General features: G+C 35.1%; 13 protein-coding genes and 3 pseudogenes. 2 read left to right on the top strand and 14 right to left on the bottom strand.

All coding sequences use genetic code 11. The annotated features are described in order from the left end of the window. Nucleotides 1–99: 99 nt before the first annotated feature. The 6 genes and pseudogenes from AC6CHV_RS03185 to AC6CHV_RS03210 all read right to left on the bottom strand — a co-directional run. Nucleotides 100–288, bottom strand: a pseudogene (locus tag AC6CHV_RS03185) (hypothetical protein); the annotation flags it as partial. A gap of 228 nt (nucleotides 289–516) precedes the next feature. Further along, complete coding sequence (locus AC6CHV_RS03190) at nucleotides 517–3,624, bottom strand: EAL domain-containing protein (RefSeq protein WP_498078107.1); 3,108 nt, start codon at nucleotides 3,622–3,624, stop codon at nucleotides 517–519. A 390-nt stretch (nucleotides 3,625–4,014) separates the two neighbouring features. Beyond that, nucleotides 4,015–6,195 (bottom strand): EAL domain-containing protein, encoded by a 2,181-nt coding sequence (locus tag AC6CHV_RS03195; RefSeq protein WP_498078108.1) that lies wholly within the window; start codon nucleotides 6,193–6,195, stop codon nucleotides 4,015–4,017. A 705-nt stretch (nucleotides 6,196–6,900) separates the two neighbouring features. Beyond that, entirely contained in the window at nucleotides 6,901–7,608 is a 708-nt protein-coding gene (locus tag AC6CHV_RS03200) for a dihydropteridine reductase (RefSeq protein ID WP_498078109.1), read from the bottom strand. Between the two features lie 328 nt (nucleotides 7,609–7,936). Continuing rightward, the gene (locus AC6CHV_RS03205; protein WP_498078110.1) at nucleotides 7,937–8,371 is read right to left on the bottom strand and encodes a VOC family protein; all 435 of its coding nucleotides are present in this window, start codon (nucleotides 8,369–8,371) and stop codon (nucleotides 7,937–7,939) included. Nucleotides 8,372–8,459: 88 nt separating this feature from the next. Beyond that, the gene (locus AC6CHV_RS03210) at nucleotides 8,460–9,371 is read right to left on the bottom strand and encodes an MBL fold metallo-hydrolase (RefSeq protein ID WP_498078111.1); all 912 of its coding nucleotides are present in this window, start codon (nucleotides 9,369–9,371) and stop codon (nucleotides 8,460–8,462) included. 792 nt (nucleotides 9,372–10,163) lie between these two features. On the opposite strand from AC6CHV_RS03210, the gene AC6CHV_RS03215 reads away from it, so the two are divergent. Then, nucleotides 10,164–11,312: a hypothetical protein gene (locus tag AC6CHV_RS03215; protein WP_498078112.1), complete on the top strand. Its 1,149-nt coding sequence runs from the start codon at nucleotides 10,164–10,166 to the stop codon at nucleotides 11,310–11,312. 476 nt (nucleotides 11,313–11,788) lie between these two features. Beyond that, nucleotides 11,789–12,052, top strand: a pseudogene (locus tag AC6CHV_RS03220) (hypothetical protein); the annotation flags it as partial. Here AC6CHV_RS03220 and AC6CHV_RS03225 read toward each other — a convergent pair. The 8 genes and pseudogenes from AC6CHV_RS03225 to AC6CHV_RS03260 form a co-directional block, all read right to left on the bottom strand. Beyond that, on the bottom strand, nucleotides 11,988–13,958 hold the full coding sequence (locus AC6CHV_RS03225) for an FUSC family protein (protein ID WP_498078113.1): 1,971 nt from the start codon (nucleotides 13,956–13,958) through the stop codon (nucleotides 11,988–11,990). The pseudogene AC6CHV_RS03220 and the gene AC6CHV_RS03225 overlap by 65 nt on opposite strands. Before the next feature lie 280 nt (nucleotides 13,959–14,238). Further along, nucleotides 14,239–14,580 carry a DUF1048 domain-containing protein gene (locus tag AC6CHV_RS03230; RefSeq protein WP_341331325.1) on the bottom strand — a complete coding sequence of 114 codons (342 nt, stop codon included), beginning with the start codon at nucleotides 14,578–14,580 and terminating at the stop codon, nucleotides 14,239–14,241. Nucleotides 14,581–14,601: 21 nt separating this feature from the next. Then, nucleotides 14,602–14,922: a helix-turn-helix transcriptional regulator gene (locus AC6CHV_RS03235; protein ID WP_498078114.1), complete on the bottom strand. Its 321-nt coding sequence runs from the start codon at nucleotides 14,920–14,922 to the stop codon at nucleotides 14,602–14,604. A 451-nt stretch (nucleotides 14,923–15,373) separates the two neighbouring features. Then, nucleotides 15,374–15,511 carry a DUF3934 family protein gene (locus AC6CHV_RS03240; protein ID WP_498078115.1) on the bottom strand — a complete coding sequence of 46 codons (138 nt, stop codon included), beginning with the start codon at nucleotides 15,509–15,511 and terminating at the stop codon, nucleotides 15,374–15,376. Nucleotides 15,512–15,665: 154 nt separating this feature from the next. Beyond that, on the bottom strand, nucleotides 15,666–16,115 hold the full coding sequence (locus AC6CHV_RS03245; RefSeq protein ID WP_498078116.1) for a GNAT family N-acetyltransferase: 450 nt from the start codon (nucleotides 16,113–16,115) through the stop codon (nucleotides 15,666–15,668). 256 nt (nucleotides 16,116–16,371) lie between these two features. Next, entirely contained in the window at nucleotides 16,372–16,938 is a 567-nt protein-coding gene (locus AC6CHV_RS03250; protein ID WP_498078117.1) for a DJ-1/PfpI family protein, read from the bottom strand. Between the two features lie 420 nt (nucleotides 16,939–17,358). Next, a pseudogene (locus tag AC6CHV_RS03255) lies at nucleotides 17,359–18,055 on the bottom strand (ABC transporter ATP-binding protein). Further along, on the bottom strand, nucleotides 18,056–19,177 hold the full coding sequence (locus AC6CHV_RS03260; protein ID WP_498078118.1) for an FtsX-like permease family protein: 1,122 nt from the start codon (nucleotides 19,175–19,177) through the stop codon (nucleotides 18,056–18,058). It lies immediately after the preceding pseudogene. Nucleotides 19,178–19,190 lie beyond the last annotated feature (13 nt).

The following is a 19,190-nucleotide window of genomic DNA, read 5'->3' on the forward strand; positions in this document are numbered from 1 at the left end:
TGGTATAGTTTTGCAGAAAAGAGATGAATTATACTGGTTTGATTTTGTTCAGTTAAAATATGGTTGAAGTTCATATTTCTCCATTAAAAGCTTTATTTTTTACTTATGGTAAACAGCAAATAACCCCCACCTGTATGTCAGATGGGGATTTAGTGTATATAACTGGTTAAAAGTAATACAAGAAACTGGAAAATTTGTTGACCAAGGTAATAATTGATCTAAGGCATTTTCGTCTGTCATATCCATGTTGGGAAGTTGCTGAAATAGATAGCGAAAATAATAGTATGGATTTAATCCATTTCTAAAGCTGGCTCCACTTTATAAATAATTGCACTTGCCCATGCACCTTGAGGTCTATTACTTTTTACCGGTTTTTCCTTCCAATCACAACTCGTTTGATGAGAGCTCACTTCGATTAATGTGAATCTCTTTCATACCAAATGAATAAGCCATTGTTTAATGGCGTTGCATTTCTTTCCTGCATTCTTTTCCTATCTATAATATGGCTTTAATTTATTAGGTTTCTTTCGATTTACAAGTTTTTACTGGTAACCGAACTTCTACTGTGGTACCTTCATTTTCTTTACTTTTTACTTTTATTGACCCGTTATGTTCCCGAACAATTCTAAAACATATCATTAAACCTAAACCTGTACCCTTTTCTTTATTACTATAGAACGGCTCACCTAATTTCTGAACTCGCTCCTCACTTATCCCAATTCCATTATCGATTATTCTTATAAGGACATTTTTTCCTTCTATACTGCCTTGGATTTTTACAAACCCATTTTTAGGTATTGCTTCAATGCTATTTTTGATTATATTAATGAAAACTTGTTTTATTTGGTTTGAATCACACATAATCTGAGGAAGATTTTGTTTATACTCTGGGAAAATTTCTACGTTTTTCAAATTTGCTTCTGGTTTTAATAAAGTCTCAACTTCATTAAGTACCGTTTTAATATTAACTTTTTTTAATTGAATTTCTTTTGGTTTGGCAAGACTAATAAATTCTTCAAGAATTTTCTCAACTTGTTTAAACTCTCTGGAAATTACTTCAAAAAATTCTTTCTTCATGATTCCTTCCTCTAAAAGTTGAATGAATCCTTTTATTGAAGTTATAGGGTTTCTTACTTCATGTGCAACGCCTGCAGCAAGTTGACCCACAACCGCTAATTTCTCTGATTTTGAGAGTTGTTCTTCCATTTCCCTTTTTTCCGTAATATCTCTTCCCACTAGTATAAAATGTTCTGGAGCGCCATTCTTTCCAAGGACTGGGGTACCTAGTCCTTCAATTAATAACGATTTTCCATCAACGTTCACAAAACGAGCTTCCATCCTTAATGGATTCATAGTGTTTAATACTTTTTCAAATTCCATCATTACGCTTTGCTTGTCATCATGATGTATTAAATCAAACGATCTTTTACCTATATATGATTTTAATGGGTTACCCATTACTTTTCCTAGGGATGGTGATGCATACTGTATCGTTCCATTTATATCTAATAACATTATTATGTCTGTCATGTTTTCAGAAATCAGCCGATATTTAGCCTCGCTTTCTTGTAAAGCTTTCTCCGCTTTTTTACGTTTCGTTATATCTATACATGAACCTATGACTTGTACGACTTCTCCAGCTTTTTTAATAGGACGTAAAGTGGTAAGATAATTAATTCCATTTAACTCTTCCTCATAAGTAACAAATTCCTCTCCTTCCCACGCCTTCTTATAGTAGGCAGTTTTATCGAGGGCTTTTCTATAAGGAAGAAAATCAGCTAATTCTTTTCCGATCACTTGAGAAGGAATCATTCCAAGACGGTATAATAATTCCCCATCACATTGTGTATGAATAAATCGTTCATTCATTTTTTTATACTTAAATATCATCCCTTGCTGCAAACGAATGGTATCCTGTAACTCTCTTTGGGCTGATTCCAATAATTCTTTCAATAACAATTGTTGGTTTAAATCTTTTGGAATTCCATGTTCTTCAACTATTTTTTCGATTTCAATCCGTTTTTCTTGTAATTGGAATGCAGTTAAGGGCTTACTTAAAAAATTTCCTTGTCCTTCTTCACATAAGTGTTGTTGCAGAAAAACCAGTTGTTCTTTTGTTTCTATCCCTTCAGCTACTACAATCAAATTCAAATTATGAGCCATTGAGATAATGGTTCTAACTATGGTTTCATCATTTGGGTTGTTTCGAAGTTCTTTAACGAAAGACTGGTCCATTTTTAATCTATCAACAGGTAAGTTTTTTAAGTAACTTAATGAACTGAAACCTGTACCAAAATCATCGATACTAATATGGACTCCAATCTTTTTAAGCTGTTGTAATATTGAAATTGTACGTTCAATATCAACTGTCATACTTTCAGTAATCTCAATTTCTAAAAAATTTGGTTCTAATCCTGTTTTTTGAAGAATGGATTCAATGCTATCAATAATATTAGTCTGATTAAATTGAATAGCTGATAAATTGACGGAAACAACTGTTGAAAAACCTTGTTGCTGCCAAGTTCTATTTTGTTTACACGCAGCATTCAATACCCATTCTCCAATAGGTAAAATTAATCCTGTCTCTTCAGCAATAGGTATAAATGTTTCTGGCGATACCATTCCCCATTCTGGATGGTCCCAACGAATTAATGCCTCGACACCCACAATTTTCCCTGTATTTAAATTGATTTTAGGTTGATAGTGAAGTAGTAACTGATTATTTTCTATCGCCTTGTGGAGCTCTAACTCGAATGTTAAAGCGTCTACTCTTCCTTCATTCTCATCAAAGGTGTAAAACTTATATCTATTTCTACCCTCTTTTTTTGCCTGATACATTGCACTTTCTGAATGTTTGATTAACAATTCTTCACTTTGTCCATCCTTAGGAAACTGGCTAACCCCAACGCAGATTGAAATTTTTATGTCAAACCCATTTACACAAAATGGACTTGAAAATGATTTAATTATTCGTTCAATCACAGATGAAATTTTATGATCATCTAGGTTTTCCAACGTTAGAAGAAATTTATCACCAGAGTAACGAGCTATGAAACCAAATTGAATTATTATTTCCTCAATTTGTCTGGAGATTTGTTTTAATACCAAATCACCTACTCCATGACCATATGTATCATTTACATTTTTAAAATTATTAATATCAATAAATAAAACAGCAAATGAACCATCAATAGATGATTGTAACTTGCGTTTTAAGTATTTATTAAAGTAAAAACGGTTCGGTATTTCTGTTATAACATCGTAATTAGCTAGAAAATTAATATTTTGAAACTCTATCTTTTTTTCTGTAATATCTCTAAAAAGTACAGACAAGCCTTCCCTAGAAGGAAATACCCTTATTTCATACCATCTATTTTTAAAAAACTCTTCAAATTCTAGAGGTACTTGTTCCGACAATGCCCTTTCATATCGTGATACAAATTTACGCAAGTCACTGTGTGGTAATACTTCATGAATATATTGACCAATTGCATTTTCTCGTTTAATTTGTAAAAGCTTTTCTGTAACATTATTTATATATTCAAATTTCAATTCATTATTTAACGAATAAAATCCATCCGATACTCGCTCCAAAATATCCTTAGTATTAGTTATAGAACTCAACGGTGATCTCCTTTCTTTAGGACCTAAAAAGGAACTAAATTATACACCAATACATTATACAGTTATTTCCATTGCAACGACAAATTTAATATAAAATAACGACATTCGTAAAATACCTCGAGCTTTCATCCATTATTAATCCCTGAAGATTTTACCTAGCATCATAGTTTTTTCGCTCTACAACTAAAAGCTTCGTTAGCCCAACAAGAAAAAGCTGCTCAATTAATGGCAGCTTGATCTTTAACTCTTGCACCAGTTAAGTTAGTTGAATAAGGTAACTGAAGCTCACCAAATTCTTTTCGATTTTTTTTCATTCAGGCTTATTTGATTTTTTACATTGGGCTTGGACTAAGTGTTATGTTTACTAATTTTCTCATCTTTACTGAGATACTAAGAAGTTGTGCTATTCTTTTTTATTTGATTTTTGATATAACTATATTTATTTGATTGAACTAGCCTGCAATTTGGAACAAGAGGACTTTTCCTAATTTGCAATGAGAGATTATTTAATGTTTTCGCTAGAAGTTCCCGTTCCGATTCAGATATAAGAAATTCTACCCCATAACGATATATGCCTTCCTCATTTTCTTCCTTCCATACAATTCGTCCTTTTAAATTAAATACTTCACCAAGAATCTCTATTTCAAATTCAAAAATAATTTCATGATTAACGGAGAGAAGTAGATGGGATATGAACCGAAGTCCACCAAGACCGATATCTTCAACTAAAATCTCGGTACGCCCTAATTCAATATCCTTATCTCTAAACTTTATGATAGTCATTTGTGAACTCATTGGGAAATATAGCTCTACTCTGAAATAATTTCGTTTATTTTCGTAGTAACTTTGTTTTTCGACTTTTGGCTTTAATACTCTATTTCTTATCATTTTTAATAAATCCGAGACTGGAACGGGTCTACTGAAAATATAGCCTTGAATTTCATCACATTCTTGCTGTTTTAAAAACTGTAGTTGTTCAGGAGTCTCAACACCTTCAGCTACTACACTCATACCTAACCCGTGAGCTAATTGAATAATAGACTTTACAACAGTTGAATTAGAACTATTAGCCGATACATCTTGAATAAATGATTTGTCTATTTTTAACACATTTATCTTATATCTAGTTAGATAGGATAAAGAGGAATAACCAGTCCCGAAATCATCCAAAGATACTCTTACGTTCAAATAATTAAGCTCATTTATAGTTTTCTCAACAAGACTTTGGTTAATTAAAATTGAAGTTTCAGTTATTTCAATTTCTAACCATTTTCCTTCTAATTTAGTTTCCTCTAATAGCCTCGTTATGTTCGGAACAAAATCAGCAGAGATAAATCGATCAGCTGATATATTTATTGATATAGGTACTATATTCAAGCCTTCATTTTTCCAGGAATTTAGAACTAGACACACTTTTCTTGTAACCCAATTCGAGAGGGCGTGAATTAATCCTGTTTCTTCCGCAATGGGTATTATATCGGCAGGTGTTAACATCCCCCAATCTGGATGATTCCATCGAATTAACGCTTCAGCGCCTGTTATTTCACCTGTACTCACTTTTACTTTTGGTTGAAAATGTAATTCTAACTTGTTCTCATTAATGGCTTTTCGTAAATCATTTTCTAGCGATAATCTTTTGTAACTATAAATATCCATTATTGGATTATATTCTTCTGCCTTACTTTTCCCCATATCTTTAGCATGATTAACTGCGATATCGGAATTCCTCATTAAGGTTTTGCAATCTTCACCATGTTGAGGAAATACACTCATTCCTAAACTTACAGTTACAAACAATTCATAATCATCGACAATAAAGGGTTCTTCTTTTACTTTTGTGATAATTTTTTCAGAAATAGTATAAATTTGTTCTTTTTCAATCGTATTGTTTAATATAACTGCGAATTCATCCCCACCAAGTCTTGCTATAAAACCCTGATTACTAATGATTCGAACCAATCGTTCAGCAAACTGTAGAATGAGTTTTTCACCAATTATGTGACCTAGACTATCATTTATATATTTAAACCTATCTATATCCATGTAAATCAGAGCGAATGATTGCTTCTTCTCTTTGGATTTATCAATTAATTGATTTAATTTTTTCTCTAATAAAATCCGATTTGGAAGATCTGTTAATTGGTCATGAAATGCCAAATGCTCTATTGTTTGTTCATACAATTTTCGCTCTGTAATATTAATTGCGTATCCAATTATTCCTTCCTCAGTTGGAATAACTCGTACCTCTAGCCATTCATTTGTTGGTTCATAATACTCTTCGAACGTAACTGCAACTCTTTCTTCCATTGCTTTATGGTAAAATTTATAAAAGTCAGTGCCGATTGCTTGCGGGAGTACCTTCCATATATTTTGCCCGATCAATTCTTTTCTTTCTTTATTTACGAACTTCTCCATCTCTTTGTTCGTATATACAATCTTCCAATTACGATCTATTATAAAAAAACCATTTGTTATATTATCCAGAATAGTTTCACTTGGTGGTAAATAAGTAACATTATCCTTGCGCTCTAAATTTTCACTTGTAAGATATGATTTATTAAAAAATTTCATGTATCCACAACCTTTTTCAGATTCATCGACATTGTTCGACAATATTTTACCATAAGCGACAATATATAAAAAGTAACTTTCTCTGAATTAGGCATGAATATTATGAATAATAAATAAATATAAAACAGTGCAGTTTAATTTGTTTTTATCCGATAAGTCAAAAATATGAGTTGACTCAAAACTAGGAAAAAAATTACGATCCTTTTGTATCATTTTTTAGTATTGTCTGTATTATAACTATGTTGATAATTAAATAAAAACCACCTGCGATAACAGGTGGTTTTCTCTGCAGCTGGAAGCCTTTGTTACTGACCTAACCCTAAGGGGCTAGTAAAAGGTTCGCCAATTGTACTACAATTACTGGCCAGACCTCAAAGGCCTTCTAAATTACCTTCTTTTCTTTTTCTTTACCTCTACACCTGTGAAGAATCGATATAAGCATCTTCTTTGAGAAAAAAAGGTGCGCAATCCTTCTTGGATCAAGGCACCAGTTTAGTTTAATATTTACTATTCTTATTAAGAAATGATTATTACTCCATCACTATAAGAAATCGGTCGAAATTTGCGATTACATATACTTTCTAATGCGGTTTTTAATTCATCAAAAACAAAATAAAATTCATCATCTTGCCAGTTTGTAAATTTTTCTTTCTATGAAAATTCAATTTATAGTTTACCTAAAAATATTTGTCTCACTTAAATTGATCAATTAGGTGAAAAAAACTTTGGCAATTCTTTTTCGCGCTTATCGAGGATAATTTGTTCTGGCTTTATGTCATGCTCACGTAGTATTTCAATGTTCTGGACTACGAACTCATCGCTACCAACAATATAGAAGAGTCCATTCTGATCTGCACCAATATTTTGCACTGCTTCATAATAGTCATTACGGTTATCGACGAACTGTGCCGTGAACTTCTTGTCAGGTGCTGATTTAAAAACATCTGTAAATAGGAAATTCTTTGATGAATCGATGTTCAGGGAATAGATTTGATTTACGTTAGCAGCACGTTCGAAATATTCAAGAACAAGCGGTCTAAAAGTTGCCAGACCAACACCTGATGAAAGCAGGTAAATGTTTTTGTCTTCTCTTTTCAGCGGTACATTTGAATGTGTTTTAAATATTGCAACTTCATTTCCGACTTCCAAATTTCTTAAAATCGATTTAAACTCCGAGCACTGCTCTCTGATGCGTGTTGTGATACCGATTGCATTTTCGTACGGTAACGTAGAGATAGACATATGACGAACCAGACTTTTATTTGGTTTATCTCCGGCATTGAAACCTTTCAGTGCAAAGTGAGTGTGGGAACCTTCCTCCCAAGTAAAGTCTTCAGGGCGGTCAAGCAGGTATGTTCTAATCTCAGGAGTTTCCTCAATAATCTTATTTATTTTCGTCCAGTATATTTGCATTATTTAATCCCCTTCATAATTGAATATGTATGCTCCTACCTAATATACAATAAATGATAATAATTCTCAATTAAAAAGATTGATGATTTCAGATAATTTATGAAAAATATTAACTTAAATATTTTTATACTAATAGAGAACACATATGATTCCATTTGAAGTTTAAATACTACTGTCGCCCAATGAGATTAAAAACTTTCTATCATACTCCGTACTTACAACAAAAAAAGGCTGCCTTTATGACAGCTCTGATCTATCAACTATTTCATCCATTTGTTTAAATAGAAATCCTTGAAAGTCGAAGATAAAATCATTTAGGGTTCATTATTTATCTGATTTTCTCCGCCAACTCTAAAATAATTCCCTCTGGACCGCGAACATAACATAGTTTATAACTTTCTTCATACTGCTGTATCTCACTAAAAATTTCCGTACCCTTCTTTTTCAACCTTTCAATAATGGCTTCAATATCTTCAACAGCAAAGCAAATATGTTGTATACCTAGCGTATTTGCTAGGGGTCGCGAAATTTCTTCTGACGGTGGCGAATAAAATTTGACAAGCTCTATCCATGCCTGGCCACCTGGCATTCCCATCCCGACACATGATGTTTTCACATTATTTAGCCCAACTATTCTGTCTAACTGTTCACCATCCAATTCCCATTCCGCTTTCACTTCAAGTCCTAAATCAAGAAAAAACACTTTAGCCGCTGAAAGATCATTTACGTTTATACTCACATGATCTATTTTATTGATTTTCATATTTCGTACCTCCCATGTTCCCATTTCAATTGCTGTATTCGTGTAGGTTCATATACTATAAACTAATTGAACCAGTTTTTCACTTTCGTTACATTACAGTTTCTCCTAGTGATAACACCTTTAATTGCTCCTTCGGCAGTTGACGTTTTTCCCATTCTCGTTGTAATCGCTCTAAAGCTTCGGGACCTGTGTCATCTGCCAATCGATAAGCACCATAGTGCATGGGAACAAACTGCTTCGCTTCCAGTTCGATAAATGCCTTCACACTATCTTCAGGAGAAATATACGAGTCTGCCATAAACCACTCCGGTTCATACGCTCCAATTGGCATAAATACGATATCAATCATAAAACGTGCAGCTATTTCCTTAAAACCGGAGAAATAGCCTGTATCGCCGACAAAATAAAATGTTTCACTTGTCGATTGAAATATCCACCCACCCCAATGGGAAGTATTCATATCGTTAAGCGACCTTCTTGTCCAATGCTGAGCTGGGACAAAATGAATGTTAATGCCTTCATATTCTAGTGATTCCCACCAACTCATTTCTACTACATGTTGATACCCTTTTTTTATAAAAAGAGATTTCAATCCAATCGGAACAAAATAGGTCGGATTTCCTTTTAGTTTTTTCAGCGTTGGAAAGTCAAGATGGTCATAATGACCATGTGAAATAACGACAACATCGATTTCCGGCAAATCTTCCAATGGTATTCCAGGTTTAGTTAATCGTTTCTGAAAACCCATACGTTTCGCCCATACCGGATCAGTAAGTATATTAAGACCACCAAGTTGAAGAAAAAAGGTAGAATGTCCAATCCAGGTATAAGAAGTTCGGCTTCTATTTTCCTTCAATTCTTGGAACCTTTTTTTTGAACATTGCGGTATATTTTCACTTAAATCCTTCACTTTGCTTCGTCTTTCCTTCTGCCACTTTCGCATATCCCGAAACGATTTCTTATTCGACACATCATTCAAATTACGATACCTTGTCCTCATATTCACACCTGTGGAACAGATCCCTTGTCCCAGCCCTTTCTAAATTGGATTCAGGAGATAAACCTCCACTAACGACGACCAATTTTTCGCAACCTTTCGTTACATAAACTCCCTTTGTAATCTCGATTTTCCTTACTTAATACCCAGTTTATTATTTACAAGTATTGATTTCAATCAACTATCCTCATACTTTCATTAATAATGAAAATTTTTTTCGCAAACTTTGCTGTTTTTTATAAAGTTGACTTCCACTTCAGGTGGACGCTTTCCGCGGGCGTGGCTTGAGCCTCCTCAACGAAATGTGGAGGCGGCTTGCACAGAAACGAGAAAATTGGCCGACTAAAGCGCCACGTCCTGTGGCGACGTCGGCACTAGCACATCCTGTGCGTCGGAGACTCCGACAAAGAGGCGTATTTTGCCTCTGAAGGAGGAGTTGAAATTTCTCGAGTTTCTAGCCGCTACAACTGGACAAGTCGCTGCTGCTCCTGCGGGGTCTCAAGTCTCACGCTTTTCCCGCTGGACATTGAATTTGCTTCCTTGAAATAACCCACGCACGAAGAAAATGTGAATACATTTTCGAGGAGTCGCCACCTTACGCTCCAATCAACTAGGTTTGCATTTTATATCAAAAAGCAACAATCTTATAGAAAAGTGCCTTTATTTAAAACCTTAAATTTGAACATCTTCACTTTCAATAAGATAGTAAGAACCCTACCATAGACCTAAACAATATAAGCCCTTTTTCCCACATACATTTTGGTAAAATAAAGAAATGAAAGGGGCTATTGGTTGATGGAATTACAAACAAAAGATAATCGAAATTTTACGAATCAGCTGCCTGAGTGGGCCATGGGGTGCCATATTGGCTTGATCTCCATTTTCTTTATAATGGGAATCAGTATATTTGGTTTTACTATCAAAGAAGTTTCCGAGACAGGATTCGGTTTATCCCTCCTGCTTTTTGCGCTAGGTATTGTCTTTCTTGGGTTTTCATGGTTCAGTTATAAAAATTCACGAAAATACCTTGACCTTGTTATTAACATTCAACTAGGTGATAACGGGTATGATTCCTACGTGAAGGACAAAAAGTTGAATGAAGAACACCACATTTTCATTCCCTTTGAAAATATGAAATATGTATTAATCGGCATGGACTATCGATTAAAAGCAAAGTCAAAGATTCAAAGTGGCGAAAATTATAATTTGAGGACAAAATTTGTTCCAGTACGGTCCGCAAAAGTCTTAATCTATGGTGTCGATACCACCAATCAAGTGAAGGTTACCAGCTTTCCTCATGCGGATGAGAAATCCCTAAATGATTGGATTGGTGTATTTCAAAAGCATGGGGTTGAGATTTACCATACGGATAAAGCTTTAACAGCTACCCCAAGTAATCCTACAGTTATTGAATCGATTCCAATGAAGAAATTTGACGGAAAACTTTCCTTTGATATTGGTTCAGAGGCTGAAGGGTTGGATAATCTCTTTTTTACTGAAGAACAGAAAAAAATCATGGAGAAAAACGAGAAAAAAAACCGGAAGAACGGACTCTTATATACTACCCTTCTCTCTTTTGTACAGCTTCTACTGATTTGTTTTTGGTTTCCGAGTTGGGAGATCGTAGGGGAGTCCTTTAGTGACAGCTCAGGAGAATTCGTTGCACTTTTTTGCACCATTCTTATACAGTTTTTTATCTATATCAAGATGGGACATGTCAAATGGTATGAGCCGTTAAGGGATATGTTCATTCTTTATCTCGGTATTTTCATTGGTTTGCAGCTCTCACCTGACGAGCGAATCACTTTTGAGCCAGCAGTTCAGGGTTATGCTATGATGACGATTGGCGCTTTTTTATTTCTATATTATGCGATGAAGATATCTTCTTGGTTAAAAAAGCTGGGAAAGAAAATAAGGAGAACACAAAAGGATTCACGTTTTTAAGTGATCATGTAAAAAATAGGATTGAATAGATTTAGGCTGATAGTGAGTCTAAATCCTCATTAAAAGGAAATTAGCTCACTATCTATTTCTGATTATTTTTTTCAGTAGAAACCCAACCATAATCCCTGGAATGACACATAACATCGGAAACCAAACTGTTCCTAAATAAATTCCAAATATCTTTACCTTTGCTGAATACATAAGTCCAACTGTAACAAAAAATGCAGACATCACAAATGGTAAATAGGAATATGGTTCTTTTGTGTGTTGTATGGAACTCTATGAAAAATCCTTTAAATGGACAATGTTTTTTGGGATAAATGAGAAACACTATTATTAAGTATCTTTTTGGGGAAAATATCTAATCAAAGAATCAAGTGTGAGAAAATGAGAAGGCTAAGTAATGAGCAAGAGCAACTAGCTTATCACATATTGTTTATTTGAGGTCAAAAATTTAGAAAAAAGGTTAGAAAAAATTGAATCCAAAAGAAAAATTATTATGGAGTATAGCTTTTCCAGGTTTCGGTCAATTACTGAACGGTAAGTATCTAAAAGGGGTCATTTTTATTAGTTTAGAATTTATCATTAATGTTCAATCCAAATTTAATCACATTATTTACTTAAGTTTTAATGGAGAAATAAGTAAAGCCATTGAGCATACCGAATACCAATGGCTTATGTTTTATCCTTGTATTTATTTCTATTCCATGTGGGATGCATACAAGGATGCGGGTGGAGGCGTTCTTTTTGCAGAAATTGAATTTCCTTATGTATACTCGGATAGCCCTCTATTTCTGGTATGGCTATCTGCTTTGGCGAAACATTCCGTGTTGCAGCATTTGCCATTGTTTCAAAGGCAAATAACAGTTGTGCTGATTTCTCATCGGAAAAGTTCGGCCGATTCGTTTCTTTTGAACAATTTTCTAATAAAAACCCCAATTGTTTTGTTGAAAATATGACTGGCCAATAATAGTCTAACGCCTTACGATTAGCCGGAATCTCACCAGATGCTGTATGATACAAAGTTTGTAAATTACTTACGTTTGTTCTCATTTTCAATCTTTCTCTACTCTGTCTCGGATTAAACCCTGCACCCTGATCCGAGAAAAGTACCATTAAAAACTGGGCTTGACTTCGAAGTGTTTTGCTCAGTAAATGCGGAATCCGACTAGAGGCAGATTTCCTGCCCACAAGATAAACCCCTAATAATCCAATCGCACTCCCGATTACAATATCAATAAATCTTGCCTGAGCAAAATAGGAAAAACTAAACATCTCTTGACTCGTACTTTCAGCCATTAACAATGCATTTGGAGTAAAGAAAAGTGCCGCTAATCCATAGTTTTTTACGATAAACAACTCGGTAATAAATGTTAATACAAAAATAAACAACGTAACTACAAAACCAGATGGCTGAAAGGATAAAATGAACCCTGCAATAACTATACCAATTACTGTACCGAAAAATCGTTGAATCGTACGATGAAATGTAGAAACAATGGTTGCGCCTGACATCACCGCTACGCAAGATAAAGGTACCCAATATGATCGCTCAAAACCAAATTGATAGGCAATGATTGCTGCGATGGCCGTTATCACGCCAAAGCGTACGGATGAAATAAACACGATTGAATTTTTATCAAACGCCCCTAAAAAAATTGTTTTTAGAGAGGGTTTATCAATTTGGATCGATTTTTTTACATTGCTTATAGGCTCATTTAGAATGGCTTCTGCATTATAGATAGTTGTGAACAACTGACTAACCTGACTATCCATTTTCTCAGGTTGTAATATATGAGGTTTTTTTCGCTTATCACGGTTGTTCAATGAATGTCCAAGTAGTCGTGTGGATTGCCCTAATTCTTTAGGTAATGTAGCATTTGAATTTGAGAAGTTTTCCACAATATAAATGAACAACTCGTTTGCAAAATTATTTAATAAGTACAATCGATTGAACATGTCAGTGGTTCGCCATCGGAAATAACTCGCTGATAGCGTCTCTTCAGATTCATTTAAAACTTCCATTACTTGATGCTTAGCTTTGGTGAATGTAGGAGTTCCAACAGAATCTAGAAGTTCCGCCAATTGCAAATAAACTCTAGTCACAACATCAGATTCTGGTCCATAGGGATTAAAAAACCACCCGATCATGGCAATAATCCACGATAAACAACCACTAAGAAATACTAGCCCTGCTCGTAAGAATGCTTCATCGGGATTGATTGGCATTCCCGTTGTCATGGCAAAAACTAATACAAAAAAGATGGCGGATGGACCGTTTATTTTTAATGCACCGAACACAAAAATGACGACTGCAGCAATTAATCCCATCAGAATTGCAACAGCTAGCGGATATGGCGCACTAATCGTTCCCAAATAGGTAACAAAGGTCAAACCGAGAACGACCGAAAAGATTTTCTTTGCTCGCTGCGCATATGGGATATTAAATACATATAAATAGGAAAAACCTCCTAAGCCTGCAATTAAACCATATTGCAAATTACCAAAGGCTATTCCTATCATAACCGGCAGGGCAGCAGCTAATCCTGCACTAAAGGCTTTTAACCAAGGAAATGGTTTCTTATTTACTTGTAGTGCTTCTTTAAGCATAGAAGAGACAACCCGATTTAATTGTTTGTCACTCATTCTAATCCTTCTTTACTATTAATTCCTGTCATTATTAGGTTTAACTTTTCTTCTTCAGGTAAGTTATATTCTTTACCTAATTTAAGTCCTTCAGCCCCTGTTTTCAGGTAATCTTTTCATTGCTGCTTTCCAATCCCTCTAACGTACTATTATTCAAAAAAAAACAATACTGCAGATATGGCTTTTAGCGATAGCCACCTAGTTCTTCTTAAAGGAGTTCAAGTCGTCCCAGTAACAACTTACATGGTCAGTGTCGATCTTGGCGATACTCCTCTTGGCGTTAGCCACGGCCAATCGTATCGTTCAACTTCTTGCGATATTTGTCCTTCCAAGTTTGCTCATCCTTCACCAAATCATCGCAGAATGCAGCCACGTCCTCGCCCGTAAGGTCAGTCACTTTCTTTCCTTCAGCTGCTCCTACTTCAAAGAGTTCGAGAATGCCACCAAAGATACGGCTGCTGTCCTTCCAGTCAGTGGGACCACCACCAGCAGTCCACATATATTTTTGGATAGCTTTGTAAGCCGTACGGTACTCACTTGGGAGTGCCTTTGCACGTGCCTCCATGGCCCTCCATTCCCTCTTGTCATCAAGACTTCCGATAATTTTTTCAAAAATATTCATTATATTTCTCTCCTTATGATTTTATTTTGTTTTTAGCTCGTTTATTTTGCTTGCTACAAATTCCCATTTTTCCCAAAAACCTTCAAGTCGCTCTAGACCCGCTGCGTTGAGTTTGTAAAATTTTCTCGGTGGTCCCATTGTGGATGGCTTTTTCTCGATGTCAACAAGATTGTTTTTCTCAAGCCGCATGGTAATTGTATATACTGTGCCTTCAACCACATCTGTGAAACCAAGATCTCGAAGCTGCTGGGTGATTTCATAGCCGTAAGTTTCGCCTCGACTGATGATTTCAAGCACACAACCTTCAAGTACCCCCTTCAACATTTCCGTGATGTTTTCCATATTTACCTCCATTTAAAGATTACTTATATTTTTTCAGTACTAAGTATCACAGGTATTTCGTGTTACTCATATTCAGTATCGCTTACTACTAGTATATAGTATTACTGAATAGCGTTAGTTGTCAATAAATCTTTTCGTCAAAAAGACCCTTATTATGACCTTAAAGGTCCTTTAATCAAATTTGACAGCTTAATACGTTAGCGAGGGACGTGATTATTCTAAAGAAGAGCATTTTTAGACTATAGGGGTAATCTATCATTATAGAGTTCTGATACTTCCGTAAAAAACCTAACTTTAAAAAAACTGTACGTATAATCTGACCACAATTTATAGTCCTTTATCCTTTATATCAATAAAAAATAACTCAGTAGTTTCTGAGCTATTCTTGTTATTATTTATCAAATTACCAATTACTTTAAAAAAGAACTTTCACTATTATAGTGGGGTTACTTTATACATCTGTTTTCTTTATACCCTTACTTTTATATGGTTTTGCACTCTTTTTTTTGTTTGCACTAGCCTGCCACCGATTCCACCCCTTCTTGTCTGTTCCTCTCCCTGTTCCACCTTTTCCTTTAGCTTTACTCATAACATCACCCCGTTATCATTCTAGGTTAAGTTAACCATATGGTTAGTTTTAGTATATTACTCTAATTAATCAAGCATTAACCCTTCTCGAATCCACGCACCCGTTAGTGAAATGTAAAAAACTATTTTCTTTAACTCCGCATCAGTTTACCTCATTATTTTATATTCCATTCATATTGAATATCAGGTAGATTTTCTTCATTTTCACAGCCTCTTCCAATCACTTCAAATCCATTTTTTTCATAAAATCGTTGTGCCTTTTTATTTACTTCAAACGTGTACAACGTTAATTTTCCGCTTGATTGTGCTTTTACTTTATTTAATAATATTTGCCCTATACCAATTCCTTGATAATCTATGTGTACATATAGTTGATTTATTTCCATTTCGTTATATACAATCATTCCAACTATTTTTTCTTCTATTAACGCTAAATCTATATGAAACTGCCCAGGTAATATGTGGTCTAAAAAATAAATGTGACTTTTTAAGCTATGACTTTCTTTCTGCCCAATTGCTCTTTCCTTACTATTCCGCCACATTTCAACTGTTTGTTCAGCATACTTGGGATCATACGGGATAATTATGATTTTGTGTTGGGTCACTACAATTACCTCCTCAAGTTTTTTACTCCCTTTTTTATGAAAATACATAAATTTTTATTCCTTGTTTAATATACCGCTAGTTTGTAAAATTGCTACTTTTCCACTACATTTTCAGAAGAAAAAGACGACCGTTTTGATGATCGCCTTGTATAGTTATTGCACCAGTTAATTCCTCTAAACTACCCGTTAGTTCAACGATTTCTATAAAAATTACGATAATTCCTTCTTAGACTAACGCACCGTTAGCTTAATTACATTACTTTGTAAAAGATAAGCCCTTTCCAACAGGTTGAATTGAATTTATTACTGTTTCTCTTACTTTCTTACTTACCAATCTTTCAATTATCCATCCGACTAAATCTTGTGCGGCTAAGCAACCAGCTGCAGTTGCGATATTATTTTCAGCAATAAATGATTCTTCAACAACGGTAACATTAAATTTTTCTAATTCCTTTTTCGCTGTTGGGTAAGTGGTTGCAGTCATACCGTCTAATAAACCAAGAGCTCCTAAAATAAGAGCTCCAGAACACATAGAACCTACTAACTGTTTCGATGGATTTATTTTTAGTCTTTTAAGATAATTTTCATCTTTATATAGTCTCCTCGTTCCTGGACCACTGGCAAATAAAATTGCATCTGCATTCCTTAGTTCATCAATAGACGAATGGATTGGAACTGTAAGACCAGTAACCGAACGATGAGTTTCTTTAGTACCATAAATTTGAACATTCCAGGCAGGATGTTTAACACGATTCAATATGTCCCAAGGTAAAAAAACATCAATATCCGTAAAATCATCAAATGCAACAATAGCGATTTCCACTATATCCTCTCCCTCTCCTGATAAAAAATGACATTTTTTTGGTCAAACTAACCCTGATGTTTATTGAATAAATTCAACAACAAAAAAGTGCGTTAATCTTCTTAGATCAATGCAAAGCATCATTAAGCAAACCAGTTATTATCTTAGTTAATTATGGTAGGGGAAAATCCATATAAGACTCTCTTTTGCTAGATACCAGTTGAAACAAAGCCTCTCCCTCCAATCATGACAGATGGCTTTTCAATCAACACACCCTTTACTTTAAGTACATTTCTTCACAAACTTTTTATTATTTCAATTGTACTTGGACTGTATCAAATATGGGAAATTGAAACTACAAGCCATCCCATAATTAAAGAAAATAGTAATTTGCAAAACAAAAAGGACTGAAACCAGTCCTTTTAATATTCATCCAGATTCTTAATTGATAGAGGTTTGCACCACATTTAAGTTTAGATTTCCGTCTTCCATGTGGTAGACACGATCGCAATAGGTCAGCATTCGTTCATCGTGGGTAACCAGGATTGCGGCTTTATTTCTTCTTTTTACCACATTAGCAATTAATTTCACGACTTCATGGGCTCGCTTTGAGTCTAAACTAGCTGTTGGTTCGTCTGCAAGAATAACGCTCGGCTCGTTAAATAATGCACGGGCAATCGCTACGCGCTGGCGCTCACCGCCGGATAATTCATTTGGCATTTTTTCAAGCTTATCCCCCAACCCAAGCTCTGTTCAGTAATTCTTTTGCAAATGGGTAATCCCCTCTATCAACCTTTCCGACCATCTTTTTTACTAAAAGTAATTGATCGAGTACAGTTAAATACGGGATTAGGTTAGATGATTGAAAAATAAATCCTATTTCATTCAGGCGGAAGTCTGCTAATTGTTTCTGATTTAACGCTCCTACATCTTTCCCGCCTACGATTACCTTGCCAGACGTTGGTTTGATGAGTGCGCCGATAATGGATAGCAGTGTGCTTTTCCCTGAACCGGAAGGACCGGCAATGGCCACAAGGTCTCCAGGATTCACTGTAATCGAAGCTTCTTTTACTGCTGTTACACTCGAATTTCCTTCGTTATATTGTTTTGTCACTTGCTGTAACTGAATCCCACTCATTTATTCCACTCTCCCTAAAGCTGTCAGCGGATCTATTTTGGTTATTTGCCTAACTGAAATAATTGAACTGCCCAAGCTTATAATCAGTAAGGCAATGGCATAGAGGACGACAAGCTTAATATCAAGATTAAAAGGCATATTTTTTGGAAAAGCAAGAGCTGTTAAATACGTTAACCCAATACCTGCAACTACTCCAAAAAGTGAAAGGATAAAGACTTGGGAGACAATGGCTTTTGAAATAAAGCGGTTGGATGCCCCGATTGCCTTCATAATCCCGAATTGCGATGTTTTCTGAATCGTTATGACATAGAAGAAAACGGCAATTATAAAGGCTGAAATTACAATCAAGAATGCAAGCATCATGAGAATTGTTCCGCTTTCCTCCTTATACCCCGGCATCCCTTTTACTGCCGCTGCTTTTGTTACAGTCTCAATCCCGCTAACTTCTTTATCAAGCTTTGCGGGGTCCAAATCTGGTGCTTTTAACGCAATGGCTTGTACAGGATTTTTTACACCGTTGTCCGCTCCCGGAGCAGCATACTGGAAATTCCTCCAAGTATCCATATCCATAAAAATAGCAGGCAAATGGTTGAATGTTTCATTTTCAACAAAACCAATGATGGTAACTTTCATTGTGGAATTAGAAACTAATAATTCATCACCCATTTTATACCCTGAATTTTTTAAACTCTCATTTGCAAGGATGCCAAGCTTTTCATTTTTTGTTAATTGCTTTCCTTCAATTACGTTTGGTTCTATAAATGAGTCTGCGGTGATTCCGACTAGCGCAACATCTGTTTTCTTGCTGCTATCATCTGTTTCTACTTTAGAAATAGAGGCCATGGATGAGCCGAACCCAGCAGCATCTTTCACAGCTTTATTCTTACCGATTTCGTCAATTAAATCATTCGAAATAAGTGATTTGCTAAATGTTGCCCCAGCGGATTTTTCATACACAACGTAATTCGCATCCAGATTCTTAACTGTGGCTGCACTTAATGTTGAAAGTCCATTCCCAAGACCAGATAATATAAAGACAAGCCATGCAATTAAAACCATGATCATACCCATCATCACATAACGAAATTTCGCATGCTTTAATTCTTTTATTGCCAAAAACAAGATTTACCTCTCC

The sequence above is a fragment of the Ferdinandcohnia sp. GQ5 genome (assembly GCF_059759275.1).